The sequence below is a fragment of the Chitinibacter fontanus genome, assembly GCF_013423785.1.
GTDB classification, from domain to species: Bacteria; Pseudomonadota; Gammaproteobacteria; order Burkholderiales; family Chitinibacteraceae; genus Chitinibacter; species Chitinibacter fontanus.
This window is the reverse complement of the sequence record NZ_CP058952.1, coordinates 3486515-3504181: the sequence shown is the minus strand read 5'-3', so window position 1 is coordinate 3504181 and position 17667 is coordinate 3486515. Positions and strand designations below refer to the sequence as shown.

Sequence of the window (17667 nt, the reverse complement as noted above, 5' to 3'; positions counted from 1 at the left end):
CAAGGGGCTATCCTAAGCGCTATAAATTTTTACGGCGCCGGGTTGCTGATGCGTGCTTGCACTTGATCGATTTTGGTGATGATTTCATCACTCAAACTGATCTTGATCGTACCAATATTTTCTTCCAGTTGCGTCAAAGTGGTCGCCCCAATCAGATTGCTGGTGACAAATGGGCGGCTATTTACATACGCCAATGCCAGTTGTGTCGGGGTTAATCCATGTTCACGCGCGATAGCGGCATATTCAGTGGTGGCTTGCTCGGCTTGTGGATTGGTGTAGCGGCTAAAGCGCTCATACAGCGCCAAGCGTGAACCGGCTGGTCGCACACCGCCCAAATATTTGCCACTTAATACACCAAACGCCAGTGGCGAATAGGCCAGTAAGCCCACTTGCTCGCGGTGACTAAATTCGGCCAGACCAATTTCAAACGTGCGGTTTAGTAAGCTATATGGGTTCTGAATGCTGGCAATGCGCGGCAGTTGTCTGGTTTTGCTGGCGGCCAAAAATTGGGCCACACCCCACGGTGTTTCATTCGAGACGCCAATATGCCGCACTTTGCCGGCTTGGACGAACTCGGCCAGAATCGATAAGGTTTCTTCAATCGCCACCGTGTAATCATCATCAATCCACGGATAAGCGAGGCGGCCAAACGTATTGGTGCTGCGGTCAGGCCAGTGCAATTGATACACATCGATATAATCAGTCTGTAAGCGTTGTAGACTGGCATCGAGTGCGGCCGTTAAATTGGCGCGATCAAAATGCGTTTTGCCATTACGAATATGGTTAGGCTGATGTGCTTGACGAACTGGGCCGGCCGCCTTGGTCGCCAAAATCACCTCCTGACGGCGGCCGGTTTTTTTAAACCAGCTACCGATATATTGCTCGGTGCGGCCTTGGGTTTCTGGGCGTGGTGGTACTGGGTACATCTCAGCGGCATCGAGGAAATTGACGCCTTGCGCCAAGGCATAATCAATTTGGGCGTGCGCATCGGCTTCGGTGTTTTGCTCACCCCAGGTCATGGTACCTAGACCAATCACACTGACATCCAAATCGCTTTGTCCTAATTTACGGTATTCCATGGTGGTCGTATCTCTAATTTTTATGTTAAAAAATCATACCTAGAGCGGCTCATTGATGCTGCTATGAATGAACAGCCAAACTATCGCTCTCTTGCAATAAGCCATGCCTTTTTAGCAAAGTACGGACCATATTGCGTGTTAAGCCCAATAATTCAGCGGTTCTAACCTGATTAAAGCGGGTTTGCTCGTAGGCGGTGGTGATTAGTAAAGCTTCCAATGTATTGAATAACTCTGGCTGATCTTTCCCCAGCAACAGCTTAAGCTGATGGGCAATCTCGGCCAGTGGCGCACGCTGGCTGGTGGCTGCGGGCGTGGATAAATTGTGCGCCGATAGTTTTAGGTGTTCGGGGTGAATTTCTCGGCCACTCGATACCAGCAAGGCATAGTGGATGATGTTTTCCAACTCACGAATATTGCCTGGCCAGCTATACGCTTGCAGTGCAGCTAAACTGTCTGCGGTTAGGCGAGGTGCAGCAAAACCCAGCTTTTGCGCATAGATTTCCAGAAAATAATCGGCCAGCGGTTCAATATCACCAATCCTTTGCCGTAACGGTGGCAATACAAAGCTCACGACATTCAGGCGGTAATACAGATCTTGCCGAAAATGCCCTGCCTGCACTGCTTGCGCCAAATCCACGTTGGTTGCAGCCACCAGCCGCACGTCAATAGCCGTAGCTTTTCGGGCGCCAACACGGACCACTTCCCGCTCTTGCAAAACACGCAGCAATTTCACTTGCAGAGCCAGTGGTAAATCGCCGATCTCGTCCAGAAATAAGGTGCCGCCATTGGCCGCCTCAAACCAGCCGGCCTTACTGCCAACCGCACCGGTGTACGCCCCTGCTTCATGCCCGAACAATTCCGACTCGGCCAAGGTTTCGCTGATCGCGCCGCAATTGACTGCCACAAACGGCCCTTTGCGACCGCTAATGGTGTGCACATGCCGCGCAACCAGCTCTTTGCCGGTGCCCGTTTCGCCGTGAATAAGTACTGGCGCCAATGATGGCGCAATGCGCTCCACTTCGGCTAACAAGGCGCGTGATTGCGGATCGGCAAACACCAAGGCTTTAGCCCGAATGCTGAGCGGGCTTTTTTCCTGCTCGGGGTAAGTCAAAATGGGGGATGAGCGATCAGACATGGGCGACTCCACAACTAAATTTACAAACAAAACGCCATATTGACGTTTGTTGTGACATGATCATGGAGTATGGCTATCCGGCCCAATTAAATAGAGGGATAGGAGGCAATACCCTGCTCTGCCACAAACAGATCAGCGAACTACGCATAGCGGTGCTAATAAAATGGAGCCCAGCAGTTGGCCATGGCAAATAGCTGGGCTCACGCCATTACAAGGTGGCAATCGATACTTCGGTCGATTTTACAAAGGCGATCACTTCGCGGCCTGGTTTGAGGTCCAGCTCTTTAACTGAGCGCGTCGTAATCACTGATGTAACAATGCCCGACGGGGTGGTCACATCCACTTCCGATAGCACTGGGCCTTCGATGATTTCACGAATCGTGCCGCGGAATTGATTGCGCACATTGATAGATTTAATGCTCATGGTGTTTCTCCTTGGGGGTCAGTAAGCAATCTCCAATCGGATGATTGAAGATTTTCAGGTCGTAAAAATGTAGTTATTAGTGTGGTGGCGGGGGCTTAAATGCTGATCCGTGCCGCCTGTACTGATTTAGCCAGCTCTCCCGCTGGGATGCGGGCGTGTTCTGGATTGGGTAAATGCGCTACCAATTGCGACACCGCGGCATCAAGCCGGGCCAAAATCGGGTCGGCAATCTGGTAACTCAGATCTTCGTTGCGGGTGAAATCTTTATCGGTGGCAAACACAGCGCCAACAATGTGGCGCGCTTTCAGCGCTGTTAGCACAGGCTGTAGCGCATAATCCACAGCCAACAAATGCCCTGCACTGCCAGCCGAAGCCAAGGCCAGTACCGCTTTATTTTCCAGTGCGCGCTCTGGTAATAAATCCAGCACGGTTTTCAAGGCGCCGCTGTAGGCCGCTTTATAAACTGGGGTAGAGACGACTAAGCCATCACTTTGTGCCACAATCTGCACAAATTCGTTCACTGCAGGACTATCCCAGCGGGCATTGATTAAATCTTCCGCCGGAAAGTCTTCCAATGTAAAAAGCTCTAAAGCCACGCCCTGCGTTTTGAGCAAGCGTGCCACGCGCTGCAATAGCGCACTCGATTTAGATTGAATACTCGGGCTTCCCGCTAACAATACAACTTTGGACATGCGGTGTATCTCTTGTAGAAATTGTTATGGCTCGACTATAACCACCGACTTGATATTCCATCAAATAATTAATAATGTCATTTATATATCTAAAATGAATATGCGACCCACTGGGCGCTCCAGCTTCTCGTCATAATAAAAAAATCTTTAGATAAAATTTATTGGTATTTAATAGAATAAAAAACTCGTGACATGATGCATTCCATCGACATCCCATCTGCAAGGAATGAATCATGAAACTGAAAACCGCACTGACCGCATTGACCTTAGCTCTCGCTGCAGGTAGCAGCTTTGCAGCTAGCATAGAGTTGCTAAACGTTTCGTACGATCCGACACGTGAGCTATACCAGGACTACAACAAAGCATTTAGCGCTTATTACAAAAAGAAAACTGGCGATGATGTAGTTATCAAACAATCCCACGGTGGCTCTGGCAAGCAGGCGCGTGCGGTACTCGATGGTTTGGAAGCTGATGTAGTAACGCTAGCATTGGCTTACGACATTGATGAGTTGGCCGAAAAAGGTAAATTGCTCAAACCAGATTGGCAAAAACAATTCCCTGACAATGCTTCGCCTTACACTTCAACCATTCTGTTTTTGGTGAAAAAAGGCAATCCGAAAGGCATTAAAGACTGGAATGACCTGATCCGCCCCGATGTGAAAGTTATTACGCCAAACCCTAAAACCTCGGGTGGTGCGCGCTGGAATTACCTCGCCGCGTGGGGTTGGGCGAAGAAAACATATGGCTCTGATGAAAAAGCCCGTGATTTCGTGCAAAAAGTATTTAAAAACGTACCTGTACTGGATACTGGCGCTCGCGGTTCAACTGTGACCTTCACGCAACGCGGTATTGGTGACGTTTTGGTAACTTGGGAAAACGAAGCTGAATTGGTTTTCCGCGAAGTTGGTCGTGATAAATTTGAAGTTGTGGCGCCACCGTACTCAATCAAAGCAGAACCACCAGTGGCGATTGTAGACAAAAACGTCGACAAAAAAGGCACGCGTAAAGTAGCCACCGAATACCTAAATTACCTGTATTCAAAAGAAGGTCAGGAAATCGCGGCACAAAACTACTATCGCCCATTGGACAAAGATATCTACGCCAAATACGCCAAGCAATTCCCAAATATCAAGTTGTTTGATATCGATGATGTCTTTGGGGGTTGGGCAAAAGCGCAAAAAACGCACTTTAGCGATGGCGGTGTTTTTGACCAGATTTACAGCGCAGGCAAATAAGCTCCCGCTTGTGAGGGGGCCGTACGAAGCGTCATCTCAGTGGTGCGATCGGCGGCAACCCTTCCGCGTGTAGGCTCGACCTGCTCGAGCCTATTATACTCGCCACGGTATCTGCCTAAACCCAAAATATCATCTTGCTTTAGACAATATACCCCTCTGCAAAATGCTCAACTTGAGCACCACGGCGGCCACAGTGATCCTTGGGCGCGCCATGCGAAGGAGTTGCCATGAATTGGCCCCAGTTACACCCTACCGAACGCCTTCCAGTACCTCCTGAAATTGCCCGTGATTGGCCTGAGAGTTTATTTCAGGTGGACTCCCTGCGTGGCATTCTAGTCAAGGCGCTTGGCTCAACCCTAGCCTCCGCTTTTCAGCCGATAGTCGATCGCAGTAATCACCACTTTGCCGATGAGGCGCTGCTGCGCGCGTCGGTGCGGGATAAGGCTATCTCTCCGCCTCAAGCGTTTGCTGCGGCTCGGCAGGGTCATAAATTAGTCGCATTTGATCGCCTGTGCCGTACTCTGCATGTCATGAATTACGGTAGTTATGCGGCATCCAACCGGCTGCTGTTTCTGAATGTGCATCCAGAATTACTGGTCGAGATCAGCGATCACGGCGCGTACTTTGAGCAAATTCTCAATAGCCTCGGCTTTGGACCCAATCAGGTTGTACTCGAGTTACTTGAAAACGAAGCTGTCGCCATTGATGCCACCGCGATTAGTCGCGCGGTTAAAAACTATCGCGCCAAAGGATACCGAATTGCGCTGGATGACTTTGGTCACGGCATGGCGAATCTAGATCGGCTCTGGTTGCTCGAGCCAGATTTCGTCAAGCTCGACCGGCATATTTTACGGCTGGCAGGCGAGCAGGATAAAGCTCGGTTAGGTTATTCAAAGTTGGTCTCCTTATTGCATGACGCTGGCAGCCAAGTTATCGCAGAAGGTGTAGAAACGCAGCGCGAAAAAGACATCGCCCTTGATAGTGGCGTCGATGGCTTGCAGGGATTTTTCCTGGGCCACCCCAGTTACCGCCCAGTCTAGAGAGAAAAAATGCACACAATTGAATCATGGCTCAATGCGGGTAAGCGCATTTTAATTGCACCGGGCTGGAATAATTCGCCTGCCGGGCACTGGCAAAGCGAATGGCAGCAACAATTTCCGCGCTTTGAGCGAATAGAGCAAGACGATTGGCTCCACCCTAAAGCTGCTGACTGGGTGCGCCGGTTTGAGCAAACCATTCAATCGAGCTACGCACCCGTTATCATTGTTGCGCATAGTTTGGCTTGCGCCACCTTGGCTCACTGGGCTGCTCTGTATGGTGCTAATAGCCCCGTTCAGGCTGTGCTATTGGTTGCGCCGGCCGATGTAATGCGCCCTGAAGCCCCCGATGAGTTCCAAGGCTTTATGCCACTACCATCAATTGCCTTGCCATTTCCTAGCTGGGTAATTGCGAGTGACAACGACCCGAGCTGCAGTGTTGATCGGGCAACGCAGTTGGCACAAATTTGGCGCAGCAAATTGCACTGGGTCGAAAACGGCGGGCATATCAATATTGACTCAGGCCACGGGGAATGGCCCGAAGGTTTGGCGTATTTATCGGCCTTAATCTCCAAAACCCTAGAGCTGGAATTAAATCTAGAGCTCGACTTTAGCTAAGCTCCTCTTGTACACCCCATCTGGGCTGTTCATGCCCAGATGGGCTAGCCACCACTTCCTTTCTGTATGCTTATTATTCAATTTGGAAATATAGTAAATGATCAAAAGTTCTTTTGATTATTTATTGCTAAGCCACATAATTGCTCCCGATGTGATCGGCTTATTGTTATAGCAAGCTAGTCGACACCAACTTACGCACATCCCTTGGCTTTACGATCAGACAAATCCTGATTTTTTAGTAGATAAAGCCAGCCTGATACTGCGTGATGCATATCTATTTACTGATCAGGAGCCCGAATATGAATGCCAAACTCATTATTCCGGATGCTTTTAGCACGCAAAACCGCGAGGCATTTCTGCCTAATGATGACGGTAATAGCGACAAACACTGGGGCTTAGCCGAAGTGGTGAGTGGTTTACGCCAATCGCGCGAGCACACCAAAAAAATCCGTTACCAGGGTCGAGTGCGCGAACTGCCATCACGGGAAGTCATGCAGCAAATCCTAGATGGACTGGCGGCGGCCCTGTTCCCTACTCACTATGGTCGGCCGGATCTGAATGACGAAAGCATCGATCATTTTGTTGGCAGCACCTTGCATGCATGCCTGACGCAATTAGCCGAACAGATTCGCCGCAGCCTGTTGTTTAGTGCGGAGCGTAGTAAAACCTTTGACCACAATTTAAAGCAAATTGCCGATGGCATTACCCAAAGTTTTGCCAGCCAGCTACCGGATATCCGCGCATTTCTGGTCGGGGACTTATATGCTGCTCAGCAAGGCGACCCAGCGGCCAATAGCATTTCTGAAATTTTGCTGTGCTACCCCGGATTTCGCGCCATCTTAAGCTATCGCCTTGCGCACACCCTGTATTTGCTAGGGGCACCATTTTTGGCGCGGATTATTTCCAATCTGGCCTATGCCACCACCGGCATTGATATTCACCCCGGTGCCCGCATCGGTAGCGAATTTTTTATCGACCATGGCAGCGGCGTTGTGATTGGCGAAACTAGCATTATTGGTGAACGGGTTCGCATCTATCAGGCTGTGACTTTGGGATCGAAAAGCTTCCCTGCCGATGAAAACGGTCACTTAATCAAAGGCAATGCCCGCCATCCGATTGTTGAAGACGATGTGGTGATTTATGCCGGCGCGACGATTTTAGGTCGTATCACTATCGGCAAAGGCTCGGTCATCGGCGGCAATGTTTGGCTAACTCAATCGGTGCCAGCACACAGCCATATTTCACAAGCCAGTAATCGCAATAGCTAAGGCTTGGCTGCAGGCCGCGTTGCAAAAAGCATACTCAGTATTATATTTTTCACTCGCTCAAAGGAGCATTAAGTCATGACCACCGAACATCAAACGGCCTTAGGTGATGTAGCCGCACGGCAGCTTGCCATTGCGACTCGCACCGTACCACAGCTTACATCGATCACCCCACGCTGGCTGACCCACCTGCTGAACTGGGTGCCGGTGGAAGCGGGTATTTACCGCGTTAACAAAGTAAAAGACGCCAGCAGCGTTGAAGTGGATTGCTCGGCACGTGATGAGCGCGTATTGCCAAATACTTTCGTCGATTACATCGAAAATCCACGCGAGTATTTGCTGTCCGCAGTGAATACGGTGCTAGATGTACATACCCGCGTTTCTGATCTGTACAGCAAGCCGTACAACCAGATCAGCGAACAGCTTCGTTTGACCATTGAAACTGTGAAAGAGCGCCAAGAGAGCGAGCTGATTAACAATAAAGAATACGGCCTCTTGCACAGCATCGCGCCAAGCCAGCGCATTAAAACGCGTACTGGCGCGCCAACGCCAGATGATCTGGACGAGCTGATTTCAAAGGTATGGAAAGAGCCAGGCTTCTTCCTGCTGCACCCTTTGGCCATTGCCGCCTTTGGTCGTGAGTGCACGCGCCGTGGGGTACCCCCACCGACTGTATCGCTGTTCGGCTCGCAATTCCTGACTTGGCGCGGCATACCCCTATTCCCGTCTGACAAGTTGCCAATCGAAAACGGCAAATCGAAAATCTTGTTGATTCGCACTGGTGAAAGCCGTCAGGGCGTGGTGGGTCTGTATCAGCCGGACTTGCCAGGCCAGCAAAGCCCAGGTTTGTCGGTGCGCTTTATGGGCATTAACCACAAGGCTATCGCCTCATACTTGGTATCACTGTATTGCTCGTTGGCCGTGCTGACCGATGACGCGATTGCAGTGCTCGAAGACGTAGAAATCGGTAAATACCATGAGTACAAGTGAGCTTCATCCATCCAATGTGGGCGATCTCAGTGATGTGAGCAATCTGACGCCGTGGCTGGAGCAATTGGCCAATGAGCTATTCAGTGCTGTACCGGGGCAAAGCGTGGGCGTCAACCAACTGGGCAGCTTGCCTCAGGGTGGTGATCGCGCAGGCTTTAATCCGGCCGTAGCCTCGGCTACGCCAGCGATTACGACACCACCACCACTGAGTGTGCCTGAGCAACGGCTCGACAGCCCGTACAGCAGTGATGCGTTAAATTTGCACGCAAAACAATCGAGCTTGCACAGCAGCGGCGTTAACCCAGCGGATTTCGGTTTGCCCGATGAAGCTCAACTGCGCCAATTATTGGCACCGCGTTTAGGCGCTAGCCCGATCAGCGCGGCAGAGCATGGGCAGGCCGCAGTGCCTAGCAGCTTTGGATCGAGTTTTTATTTCCTCGATTACGCCCAGCCAGCCGGCCCTGCCGGCATTCAAGTGCCTGGTTTGCATGCCGATCCGTTTCAAGCGCGTCACGGCCAGCCACAGCAAGGCTTGTCCAGTATTGCTCGGCCACCGTTAGACCCACATTTGTTGCGCAAGGATTTTCCGATCTTGCGTGAGCGGGTTAGCGGCGGCAAGCAACTGATCTGGCTCGATAACGCAGCGACCACGCAAAAGCCACAAGCGGTGATCGACCGGATTAGCCACTTTTACGAGCACGAAAACTCAAACATTCACCGCGCAGCGCATGAGCTGGCAGCACGTTCGACTGATGCCTATGAGGGCGCGCGCGAATCGGTACGGCGCTTTTTAAATGCTAAGTCGACGAATGAAATCGTGTTTGTGCGTGGTACGACCGAGGCGATCAATCTGGTCGCCAAGTCGTGGGGCGAAGCCAATATCGGCAAAGGTGATGAGATCATCATTAGCTGGCTGGAGCATCACGCGAATATCGTGCCATGGCAGCAACTCGTTGCGAAAACTGGGGCGGTATTGCGGGTGATTCCGGTCAATGACAACGGTGAATTGTTGCTCGACGAATATGCCAAATTGCTCAGCCCGCGCACCAAGCTGGTGTCATTCACTCAGGTATCTAATGCCTTGGGCACAATTACGCCAGCCAAGCGGATTATCGAGCTGGCACATCAAGCCGGTGCGAAAGTGCTGCTCGATGGCGCGCAATCGGTGTCGCATCTGCGTGCTGATGTACAAGCACTCGATTGCGACTGGTTTGTGTTTTCAGGCCACAAGGTATTCGGGCCGACGGGCATTGGTGTGCTGTATGGCAAAGAAGCTTTGCTAAACGAAACGCCACCATGGCAAGGCGGCGGCAATATGATCGAGGACGTCACGTTTGAAAACACTCGTTTTCACGCTGCGCCGTTCCGCTTTGAAGCGGGTACCGGCAATATCGCTGATGCAGTAGGCCTCGGAGCTGCACTTGATTACGTGCAGCGTATCGGCATCGACAATATTGCGGCTTACGAGCATCAGCTTCTGGTCTATGGCACACGTTTGCTCAGCAATATTCCTGGCCTGCGCATTATTGGCACGGCACAGGAAAAAGCCGGCGTGTTGTCATTCGTACTGGATGGTTTCGAGACTACCAAGGTTGGCGCTTTGCTTAATCAGGAAGGTATTGCAGTGCGCTCGGGCCATCATTGCGCACAGCCGATCTTGCGCCGTTTTGGTCTGGAAGCGACGGTACGTCCTTCGCTGGCGTTTTATAACACCTGCAGCGATCTGGACGCGCTGGCAACGGCGCTCTTGAAGATCAAAAGTAGCAAAAACGCACTCTAAAATCACGCCCTCCGCACCAGCGGAGGGCGTTTTTCATGGAGCATGAAGATGAGCACGCAACAAGGTCCTGCAGCCACTGACTTTGATGGCTGTTATGCGCCACTCACCAACAGGCAGATCAACGCATTAAAAAATCACTTGGATCGCGAGTCCTTTACCCCCCAAGATGTAGCTGCGATTAGTTATCGCCATCTGCTACATATCTCAGGTTTAGGCGAGAAAAGTATTTATTTAATCCGCAGTTGGTTGCAACAATATGGCTTGGATTTACATATACCTGCCAGCAAACAGCACAAAGTCTCGCGCAGCGATAAACAACTGGCTAAAGCCAAAGAAATACTAAATAAATACGGATATGCGCTACTAGCACCGGAAGAACAGCAACATCATTAGGGCGCCAACTGTCGATCGGCGACAATAAGAAGAACAAACCCGCAACACATGATATTAACTAGAGGGTATACCAATGAACATCAGATTAAATTTGGCCTTGGCTAGCATACTACTTAGCGGTATTTCTTATGGCAAAGCCTTAACCGTTTGCACCGAAGCCAGCCCCGATGGCTTTGACGTAGTTCAATACAACTCATTAACCAATACCAATGCAGCAGCAGACACTATATATAACCGCTTGGTCGAGTACGATGCCAGCACCGGTAAATTAGTGCCTAGCTTGGCACAACAATGGCAAGTTAGCGCTGATGGCTTGCAATACACCTTCAAGCTGCGTCCCAATGTGGCGTTTCAACGCACTGATTATTTCCAGCCAACACGTCCGTTAAATGCGGATGATGTAATCTTTAGCTTTCAGCGCATGCTCGACCCTAATCATCCATGGTATGGCAGCGCGCCCAATGGTTACCCGCATGCGCAATCGTTCGGGCTAGCCAAGCTGGTGGCCCAAATCAAAAAGCTAGACAACAACACTATACAATTTGTACTAAACCAAGCCGATGCAACTTTTTTACCGCTGCTAAGCATGGGTTTTGCGTCAATTTACTCCGCTCAATATGCGGCACAGCTACAAGCCAGTAACCAGCAAGCCGATTTCAATACCAAGCCAATCGGGACCGGGCCATATATATTACGCAGCTTCCAAAAAGATGCGGTGATTCGTTACGATGCGCACCCCAATTACTTTGGCGGCAAAGCAAAATCCGATAAATTAATCTACGCCATCACCACTGACCCAGTGGTTCGGGTGCAAAAAGTCAAAGCGGGTGAATGTCAGATTGCACTCGGGCCAAAACCACAGGAAATCAGCGCCGCTCAGCTAGATAAAAATCTGAAAGTGCTCAGCACACCAATGTTTGCCACGGCTTTTGTTGCGCTCAATACCCAGCACAAGCCATTTGATAGGGTTGAAGTTCGCCAAGCGCTCAAACTGGCTTTTGATCAGAAAACTTATCTAAGCCAAGTATTTCAAGGCACAGCCACCGCGGCCAACAGCCCCCTGCCTCCGAGCACTTGGAGTTATCTGGCCGATAAAAGCTATAGCTACAACCCTACTAAGGCCAAAGAACTGCTCACCAAAGCCGGTTTCCCAAATGGTTTTGACACCACGATCTGGATTCGCCCTGCGGGTAGTACACTCAACCCCAACCCGCGTTTAGGTGGCGAGTTACTGCAGGCGGATCTCGCAAAAATTGGCATTCGTGCCGAGCTGAAAACCATCGAATGGGGGGAGTTAATCAAGCGCGCCAAAGCGGGCGAACATGACATCCTGTTTATGGGCTGGAGTGGTGACAATGGCGACCCGGATAATTTCTTAACGCCACAGTTTGCTTGCGCCTCGGTCGAATCGGGCTTGAATTTTGCCCGTTTTTGCCAACCCAAGCTCGACGAGCTAATTCGCAAAGGCAAAACCAGCGCCAATTTAGCTGACCGCACCAAGCAATATCAAGCTGCGCAACAGCTCATTGCCCAGCAAGCACTTTGGATTCCGCTAGCGCATCCCCTCACTTCAGTCATTACTACTCCTAAAGTCAGTGGCTATGTGGTCAACCCGTTTGGCCGCCAGAACTGGCTCAACGTTAGCAGCAAGTAACTGCAGAGAAAATAAAAGCCCGGTAAAACCGGGCTTTTATTTTGAGAAGCTCACTTACTAATGTAGACGGGGATTGATTTTTACCGCCCCTATTTTTTCAAGCGATCGAGTCAAGTCGCAGGTTGAGCGGCGGCAGGCAACAAAACGCACATTTTTTTTCTGCGCAATATCACGGTAATTGCGCATCGCGTTATGGTTTAGGAAATCCGTAAACAGAATCACCACATCCATGCCGTTAATATGGCTGGGGCTGCGCTGATGTGATGGATTTCTACCACTGAGGTGATGTCCAATTGTGATGCCGAATTCTGCTAACGTGAGCGGAATGCTGCCTAGACGGTCTGCGCCAACAATCAATGCCTGCATAAGATACCCCTGAGAGTGAAGTTTTATTGCTAGGCTAACACGCCCTTAATATTTCAATTAATTATATTTTATGATTTTTATATTCTTTTTAGGAATATGTTGCCTGAGTAAATATGGAATATTAAAATAATATTAAAGTATTAGAGGATATAACAAAACTGCAATATAGTTCATCCCATGCAAGGGCTGTTGCAGCCCAGTCATATATTTACTGCACCCTACAGAGGATAGAACATGAAAAAAACCTACCTGCTCACTGCACTGCTGTCGGCACTTGCTTTTAACGCCCACGCATTAAGCTTGGATGTGCGCGGCCAGTATAAAACCGAAAGTGAAAAATACGAATCGCGTTTTTTGCTAAGCCATGAAGCTAGCAACGGCATTGGCGGCAGCGCTGAGTACACAGTGAATAACACTAGCAAAGCAGGCGAAGGTGCTGATCAGGCGCTGTGGGACAACACAGAATTTGCTGTTTGGTACAAATATAAATTAAATGATACGGTTACCATTGTACCGAGCACTTTATTTCAGCACACCAAAACCAAAGGTGATTACCTGAAAGCTGGCTTGCAAGCAAACTGGGCATTCGCTCCTACTTGGCGTCTTGATGGTCGTGTCCGCTATGAATATAAGCAACGTGAAACTAAAGACATCAATAAAAAATTGGATAACGACAGCACTACCCGTACCGAGTTGTGGCTACGTAAATCAGTCAACAGCGAAATTGACACCTACTACAACTTCCGCTGGGATCGCAAACTGGCTGATTTCCAATATCCAGACCAAGGCAGCAACTACTACGAGCACAATGTTGGTGCCAGCTACAAGATCAACAGTACCTTCAAGCCATTCGTAGAGGTTGGTTTTATTCCTGATGCGCTGGTGAAAAATAAAGAGTTGACAGATGACTGGCGCATCCGTGTTGGTACGGTAATTAATTTCTAAGCTTTGCAGACATCACGCGCTTGAAATTTTAGCCCCTTGCTTGCAAGGGGCTTCTTTTTCATCAAAACAAAATAGCTATATAGAAATAATTTTATATTCTTTGTTGCGTTAATTCTTCCTTGTTACAGTCTGAACCATACCAAAACAAGGAATATGACCATGGCCTTTTTCCGTACCCTCACGCTTGCTGTCGCAATCAGTGGTTTATCGAGTCTAGCGCAGGCTGAAACTACCTTGCTCAATGTCTCTTATGACGTAATGCGCGATTTTTACAAAGACTACAACCCCGCATTTGCAAAGTATTACGATGCAAAATTCAACGATAAAGTCACTGTTCAGCAATCGCACGGTGGCTCAAGCAAACAGGCGCGCTCGGTGATTGATGGTCTGGAAGCCGATGTGGTAACAATGAATATGTCGACCGACATTGATGCCATCGTGGAAAAAGGCAAGCAGATCAACCCAGGCTGGGATAAAAAATTCCCCAACGAAGCTGCGCCTTTTTCTAGCTTGCAAGTGCTGATTGTGCGCAAGGGTAACCCCAAAGGCATCAAAGATTGGAACGATTTAACCAAGCCTAACGTTGGTGTCATCGTTCCAAATCCGAAAACGAGCGGTAATGGTCGCTATACCTTTCTAGCCGCTTGGGGCGCTGCACTGAAACAAAATGGCGGCAATGAGGCCAAAGCACGCGAATTCACCCAAGCCATTTTCGCCAACGTACCGGTGCTAGATGCCGGTGGTCGCGCAGCGACGACGACCTTCATGCAGCGCCAGATTGGCGACGTGCTGGTAACGTTTGAAAACGAAGCTGAAATGATCGCACGTGAATTTGGCCGCGGTAATTTTGAAGTTATTTACCCAAGCGTATCCATCGATGCCGACCTACCCGTCGCTGTGGTTGATAAAGTAGTCGACAAAAAAGGCAGCCGCAAAGCCGCCACTGAATACCTCAACTACTTGTGGAGCGAGCAAGGCCAGGAAATCGCTGCGCAAAACTACTTACGCCCGCGCAACACTGCCGTCACAGCTAAGTATGCCAAGCAATTTCCCGCCGTTAAATTATTTGGCGTGAATGATTTTGGTGGCCTGAAAGCGGCGCAGAAGAAGTTCTTTGATGATGGTGCTATTTACGACCAAATCGCTGCTGAGATTGCTAAGAAGAAATAAGCGCCGACGTATTGCCTTCTAGCCATTATTAATATTGACCTAGAAGGCAATACCCTGCTGACGATATATATCACAAGGTATCTGGAATGAAATTCAAACAAAGCAGTGTCTTGCCGGGCTTTAATCTTGCCCTCGGCTATAGCCTGCTCTATCTCTCGCTGATTGTGCTGCTACCGCTCTCGGCTCTGTTCGCCAAAACGATGGGGCTAGATTGGAGCAGTTTCTGGGCCACCGTGACCGAAGCGCGGGTTGTTGCCACGTATAAAGTCACCTTTGGCGCTTCGCTGATTGCGGCGCTGATTAACTTATTTGTGGGCTTGCTGATTGCTTGGGTGTTAGTGCGCTATCCGTTTCCGGGTAAACGCTTTATTGATGCGCTGGTAGATTTACCATTTGCATTGCCCACCGCCGTGGCCGGTATCGCGTTGGCGACGCTGTATGCCCCCAATGGCGTACTGGGTGAGCCACTCGAAAAAATCGGCATTAAGGTCGCTTTTACCCCATTAGGCATTGTGCTGGCACTCACCTTTATCACGCTGCCCTTTGTCGTGCGTACCGTGCAACCGGTACTCGAAGACATGGAGAAGGAGCTGGAAGAAGCAGCTTCTAGCTTGGGTGCGACGCGCTGGCAAATCTTTAGCAAGGTCATCTTGCCGACGATTTTTCCTGCGCTGCTCACTGGCTTTACGCTGGCTTTTGCGCGCGCGATTGGCGAGTTTGGCTCGGTAATTTTTATTGCTGGCAATATGCCGTTTAAGTCAGAAATTACCCCACTGATGATTATCTCCAAATTAGAGCAATACGATTATATGGGCGCGACCGCGATCGCAGTAGTGATGCTGGTGGTGTCATTTGGCCTGTTGCTACTCATTAATGGCCTGCAATGGTGGATGGCCAAACGCCTTGGGAGACGCAAATAATGAGCGGCGCCGTGAATGTAAATCATAAAGTAGTCACCACCGAGTCTGCGTGGGTGCGCTATAGCCTGACTGGTGTGGCTCTGCTGTTAATCGGCTTGCTGCTAATTGTGCCCTTACTATCGGTGTTTTACGAAGCGCTACATCAGGGCTGGTCACTGTATAAAGAGGCCTTGGTTGAAAGTGATGCCGTATCTGCCATCAAGTTGACCTTGATCGTGGCGGTGATTTCACTGCCTCTCAATTTGGTGTTTGGTGTTGCGGCAGCGTGGGCGATTGCTAAGTTTGATTTCAAGGGCAAAAGCATTTTAGTAACACTGATCGATTTGCCATTTGCCGTTTCCCCTGTTGTCGCAGGCTTGATCTATGTGCTGCTGTTTGGCGCACATGGCTGGTGGGGCGCTTGGTTAGCTGATCACGATATCAAAATCATTTTTGCCGTACCTGGCATTGTGCTCGCTACGATCTTTGTCACTTTCCCTTTTGTGGCGCGCGAATTAATTCCGCTGATGGAAGCGCAAGGCTCTGATGAAGAGCAAGCTGCACTGGTCTTGGGTGCTTCGGGTTGGCAAACCTTCTGGCATGTAACCTTGCCCAACATTAAATGGGGCTTGTTGTATGGCGTGATTTTGGCCAATGCCCGTGCAATGGGTGAGTTTGGTGCGGTATCGGTGGTTTCCGGCCATATTCGTGGCTTGACCAATACCATTCCGCTCCATGTCGAGATTCTGTACAACGAATACAACTTTGTCGCCGCCTTTGCTTGCGCCTCGATTTTGGCCTTGCTGGCCTTATTGACGCTGGCCTTGAAGAGCTATGTGGAATGGCGCACCGAACAGCAAGCGATTGAAGATCGCAAACATGCGACTGAGGAATAAACCATGAGTATCGAAATTCGTAATATCGTCAAAACCTTTGGCGAATTTAAAGCACTGAATAACCTGAGCCTGAATGTAGAGTCGGGTGAACTGGTCGCACTGCTCGGCCCATCAGGCTGCGGTAAAACATCCTTGCTGCGTGTGATTGCTGGCTTGGAAACCCCGGATTCTGGGCAAATTCTGTTTCATGGTGAAGATACTACCGAGCGGCATGTGCGTGAACGCCAAGTGGGCTTTGTATTTCAGCACTATGCCCTCTTCCGCCATATGACGGTATTTGAAAACGTCGCCTTTGGCCTGCGAGTTCGTCCGAAAGCAACCCGCCCATCGGATGCCGAAATCAAGCGCAAAGTCCATGATTTGCTGCAACTGGTGCAGCTCGACTGGTTAGCTGATCGCTACCCTGCGCAACTCTCTGGCGGCCAACGTCAGCGCATTGCCTTGGCGCGCGCATTGGCGGTTGAGCCTAAAGTCCTGCTACTCGATGAGCCATTTGGTGCGCTTGATACCAAAGTGCGTAAAGAATTGCGCCGCTGGCTGCGTCGCTTGCACGATGAAATTCATGTGACATCGGTGTTTGTAACGCACGACCAGGAAGAAGCACTGGAGGTCGCCGACCGCGTGGTGGTAATGAACAAAGGTCAGATCGAACAAATTGGCTCTCCGAGCGAGGTGTATGACACACCGGCCAGCCCGTTTGTTTACCAGTTCCTCGGCGACGTAAATCTATTCCAATCACGTGTACACGAAGGCTGGGCGCAAGTGGGTAGCGCTAAGTTTGCCGCCAGCGAGGCGAGTGAACACGCCACGGTGTATGTGCGCCCGCATGAGATCGACTTGAGCCGGATTGCCACGCCAGGTGCCATTAGTGGCACGATCACTCACATCCGCTTGCTTGGCGCCACCGTGCGTCTCGAAGTCGAAGTGCCAGATCATGATGTGGTGGAAGTGGAATTAACCCGCGAGCGTCAGCAAGAAGGTGCTTGGCAAGTGGCAGAGACCGTGTATTTGATTCCTCGCGAAGCCAAGGTTTACGCTACGGTTTAAATTTTGGGCATAGTCACAACGGCAAAGCCACAGCGCTTTGCC

Annotated in this window: 18 protein-coding genes; 13 read left to right on the top strand and 5 right to left on the bottom strand. The window is 50.1% G+C overall.

The genetic code is table 11. The features are described 5' to 3' along the window. Positions 1-29 precede the first annotated feature (29 nt). The 4 genes from HZU75_RS16590 to ssuE all read right to left on the bottom strand — a co-directional run bounded on the left by HZU75_RS16590 (position 30) and on the right by ssuE (position 3330). Entirely contained in the window at positions 30-1079 is a 1050-nt protein-coding gene (locus HZU75_RS16590) for an NADP(H)-dependent aldo-keto reductase (RefSeq protein WP_180307080.1), read from the bottom strand. 61 nt (positions 1080-1140) lie between these two features. Further along, the gene (locus HZU75_RS16585; protein WP_180307079.1) at positions 1141-2214 is read right to left on the bottom strand and encodes a sigma-54 interaction domain-containing protein; all 1074 of its coding nucleotides are present in this window, start codon (positions 2212-2214) and stop codon (positions 1141-1143) included. A 208-nt stretch (positions 2215-2422) separates the two neighbouring features. Then, complete coding sequence (locus HZU75_RS16580; RefSeq protein ID WP_180307078.1) at positions 2423-2638, bottom strand: TOBE domain-containing protein; 216 nt, start codon at positions 2636-2638, stop codon at positions 2423-2425. 95 nt (positions 2639-2733) lie between these two features. After that, positions 2734-3330, bottom strand: coding sequence for an NADPH-dependent FMN reductase (ssuE, locus tag HZU75_RS16575; protein WP_180307077.1), 597 nt, complete (start codon positions 3328-3330; stop codon positions 2734-2736). 233 nt (positions 3331-3563) lie between these two features. Between ssuE and HZU75_RS16570 the strand changes: the two genes are divergently transcribed. The 8 genes from HZU75_RS16570 (at position 3564) to HZU75_RS16535 (ending at position 12302) form a co-directional block, all read left to right on the top strand. Beyond that, complete coding sequence (locus HZU75_RS16570; RefSeq protein WP_180307076.1) at positions 3564-4565, top strand: sulfate ABC transporter substrate-binding protein; 1002 nt, start codon at positions 3564-3566, stop codon at positions 4563-4565. Between the two features lie 227 nt (positions 4566-4792). After that, positions 4793-5605 carry an EAL domain-containing protein gene (locus HZU75_RS16565; RefSeq protein WP_180307075.1) on the top strand — a complete coding sequence of 271 codons (813 nt, stop codon included), beginning with the start codon at positions 4793-4795 and terminating at the stop codon, positions 5603-5605. A 9-nt stretch (positions 5606-5614) separates the two neighbouring features. Beyond that, positions 5615-6220: an RBBP9/YdeN family alpha/beta hydrolase gene (locus tag HZU75_RS16560; protein ID WP_180307074.1), complete on the top strand. Its 606-nt coding sequence runs from the start codon at positions 5615-5617 to the stop codon at positions 6218-6220. Positions 6221-6519: 299 nt separating this feature from the next. After that, positions 6520-7488, top strand: a complete 969-nt coding sequence (gene epsC / locus HZU75_RS16555; RefSeq protein ID WP_180307073.1) for a serine O-acetyltransferase EpsC — start codon at positions 6520-6522, stop codon at positions 7486-7488. Between the two features lie 75 nt (positions 7489-7563). Beyond that, entirely contained in the window at positions 7564-8475 is a 912-nt protein-coding gene (locus tag HZU75_RS16550) for a family 2A encapsulin nanocompartment shell protein (RefSeq protein ID WP_180307072.1), read from the top strand. After that, positions 8462-10255: a family 2A encapsulin nanocompartment cargo protein cysteine desulfurase gene (locus tag HZU75_RS16545; RefSeq protein ID WP_180307071.1), complete on the top strand. Its 1794-nt coding sequence runs from the start codon at positions 8462-8464 to the stop codon at positions 10253-10255. The genes HZU75_RS16550 and HZU75_RS16545 overlap by 14 nt, the downstream gene beginning before the upstream one ends. A 48-nt stretch (positions 10256-10303) precedes the next feature. After that, positions 10304-10648: a hypothetical protein gene (locus HZU75_RS16540; protein ID WP_180307070.1), complete on the top strand. Its 345-nt coding sequence runs from the start codon at positions 10304-10306 to the stop codon at positions 10646-10648. A 73-nt stretch (positions 10649-10721) separates the two neighbouring features. Beyond that, positions 10722-12302, top strand: a complete 1581-nt coding sequence (locus HZU75_RS16535; RefSeq protein ID WP_180307069.1) for an ABC transporter substrate-binding protein — start codon at positions 10722-10724, stop codon at positions 12300-12302. 57 nt (positions 12303-12359) lie between these two features. Here the strand turns inward: HZU75_RS16535 and HZU75_RS16530 are convergent, their stop codons facing one another. Beyond that, positions 12360-12668, bottom strand: coding sequence for a DUF2325 domain-containing protein (locus HZU75_RS16530; protein WP_180307068.1), 309 nt, complete (start codon positions 12666-12668; stop codon positions 12360-12362). Between the two features lie 234 nt (positions 12669-12902). Between HZU75_RS16530 and HZU75_RS16525 the strand changes: the two genes are divergently transcribed. The 5 genes from HZU75_RS16525 to HZU75_RS16505 all read left to right on the top strand — a co-directional run bounded on the left by HZU75_RS16525 (position 12903) and on the right by HZU75_RS16505 (position 17625). Beyond that, positions 12903-13613, top strand: coding sequence for an oligogalacturonate-specific porin KdgM family protein (locus HZU75_RS16525; protein WP_180307067.1), 711 nt, complete (start codon positions 12903-12905; stop codon positions 13611-13613). Positions 13614-13772: 159 nt separating this feature from the next. Continuing rightward, positions 13773-14783 carry a sulfate ABC transporter substrate-binding protein gene (locus HZU75_RS16520; RefSeq protein WP_180307066.1) on the top strand — a complete coding sequence of 337 codons (1011 nt, stop codon included), beginning with the start codon at positions 13773-13775 and terminating at the stop codon, positions 14781-14783. An 86-nt stretch (positions 14784-14869) separates the two neighbouring features. After that, complete coding sequence (gene cysT, locus HZU75_RS16515; RefSeq protein WP_180307065.1) at positions 14870-15703, top strand: sulfate ABC transporter permease subunit CysT; 834 nt, start codon at positions 14870-14872, stop codon at positions 15701-15703. Beyond that, positions 15703-16578 (top strand): sulfate ABC transporter permease subunit CysW, encoded by an 876-nt coding sequence (cysW, locus tag HZU75_RS16510; RefSeq protein ID WP_180307064.1) that lies wholly within the window; start codon positions 15703-15705, stop codon positions 16576-16578. Before cysT ends, cysW begins: the two co-directional genes overlap by 1 nt. A gap of 3 nt (positions 16579-16581) precedes the next feature. After that, complete coding sequence (locus tag HZU75_RS16505) at positions 16582-17625, top strand: sulfate/molybdate ABC transporter ATP-binding protein (protein WP_180307063.1); 1044 nt, start codon at positions 16582-16584, stop codon at positions 17623-17625. Positions 17626-17667: the final 42 nt, after the last annotated feature.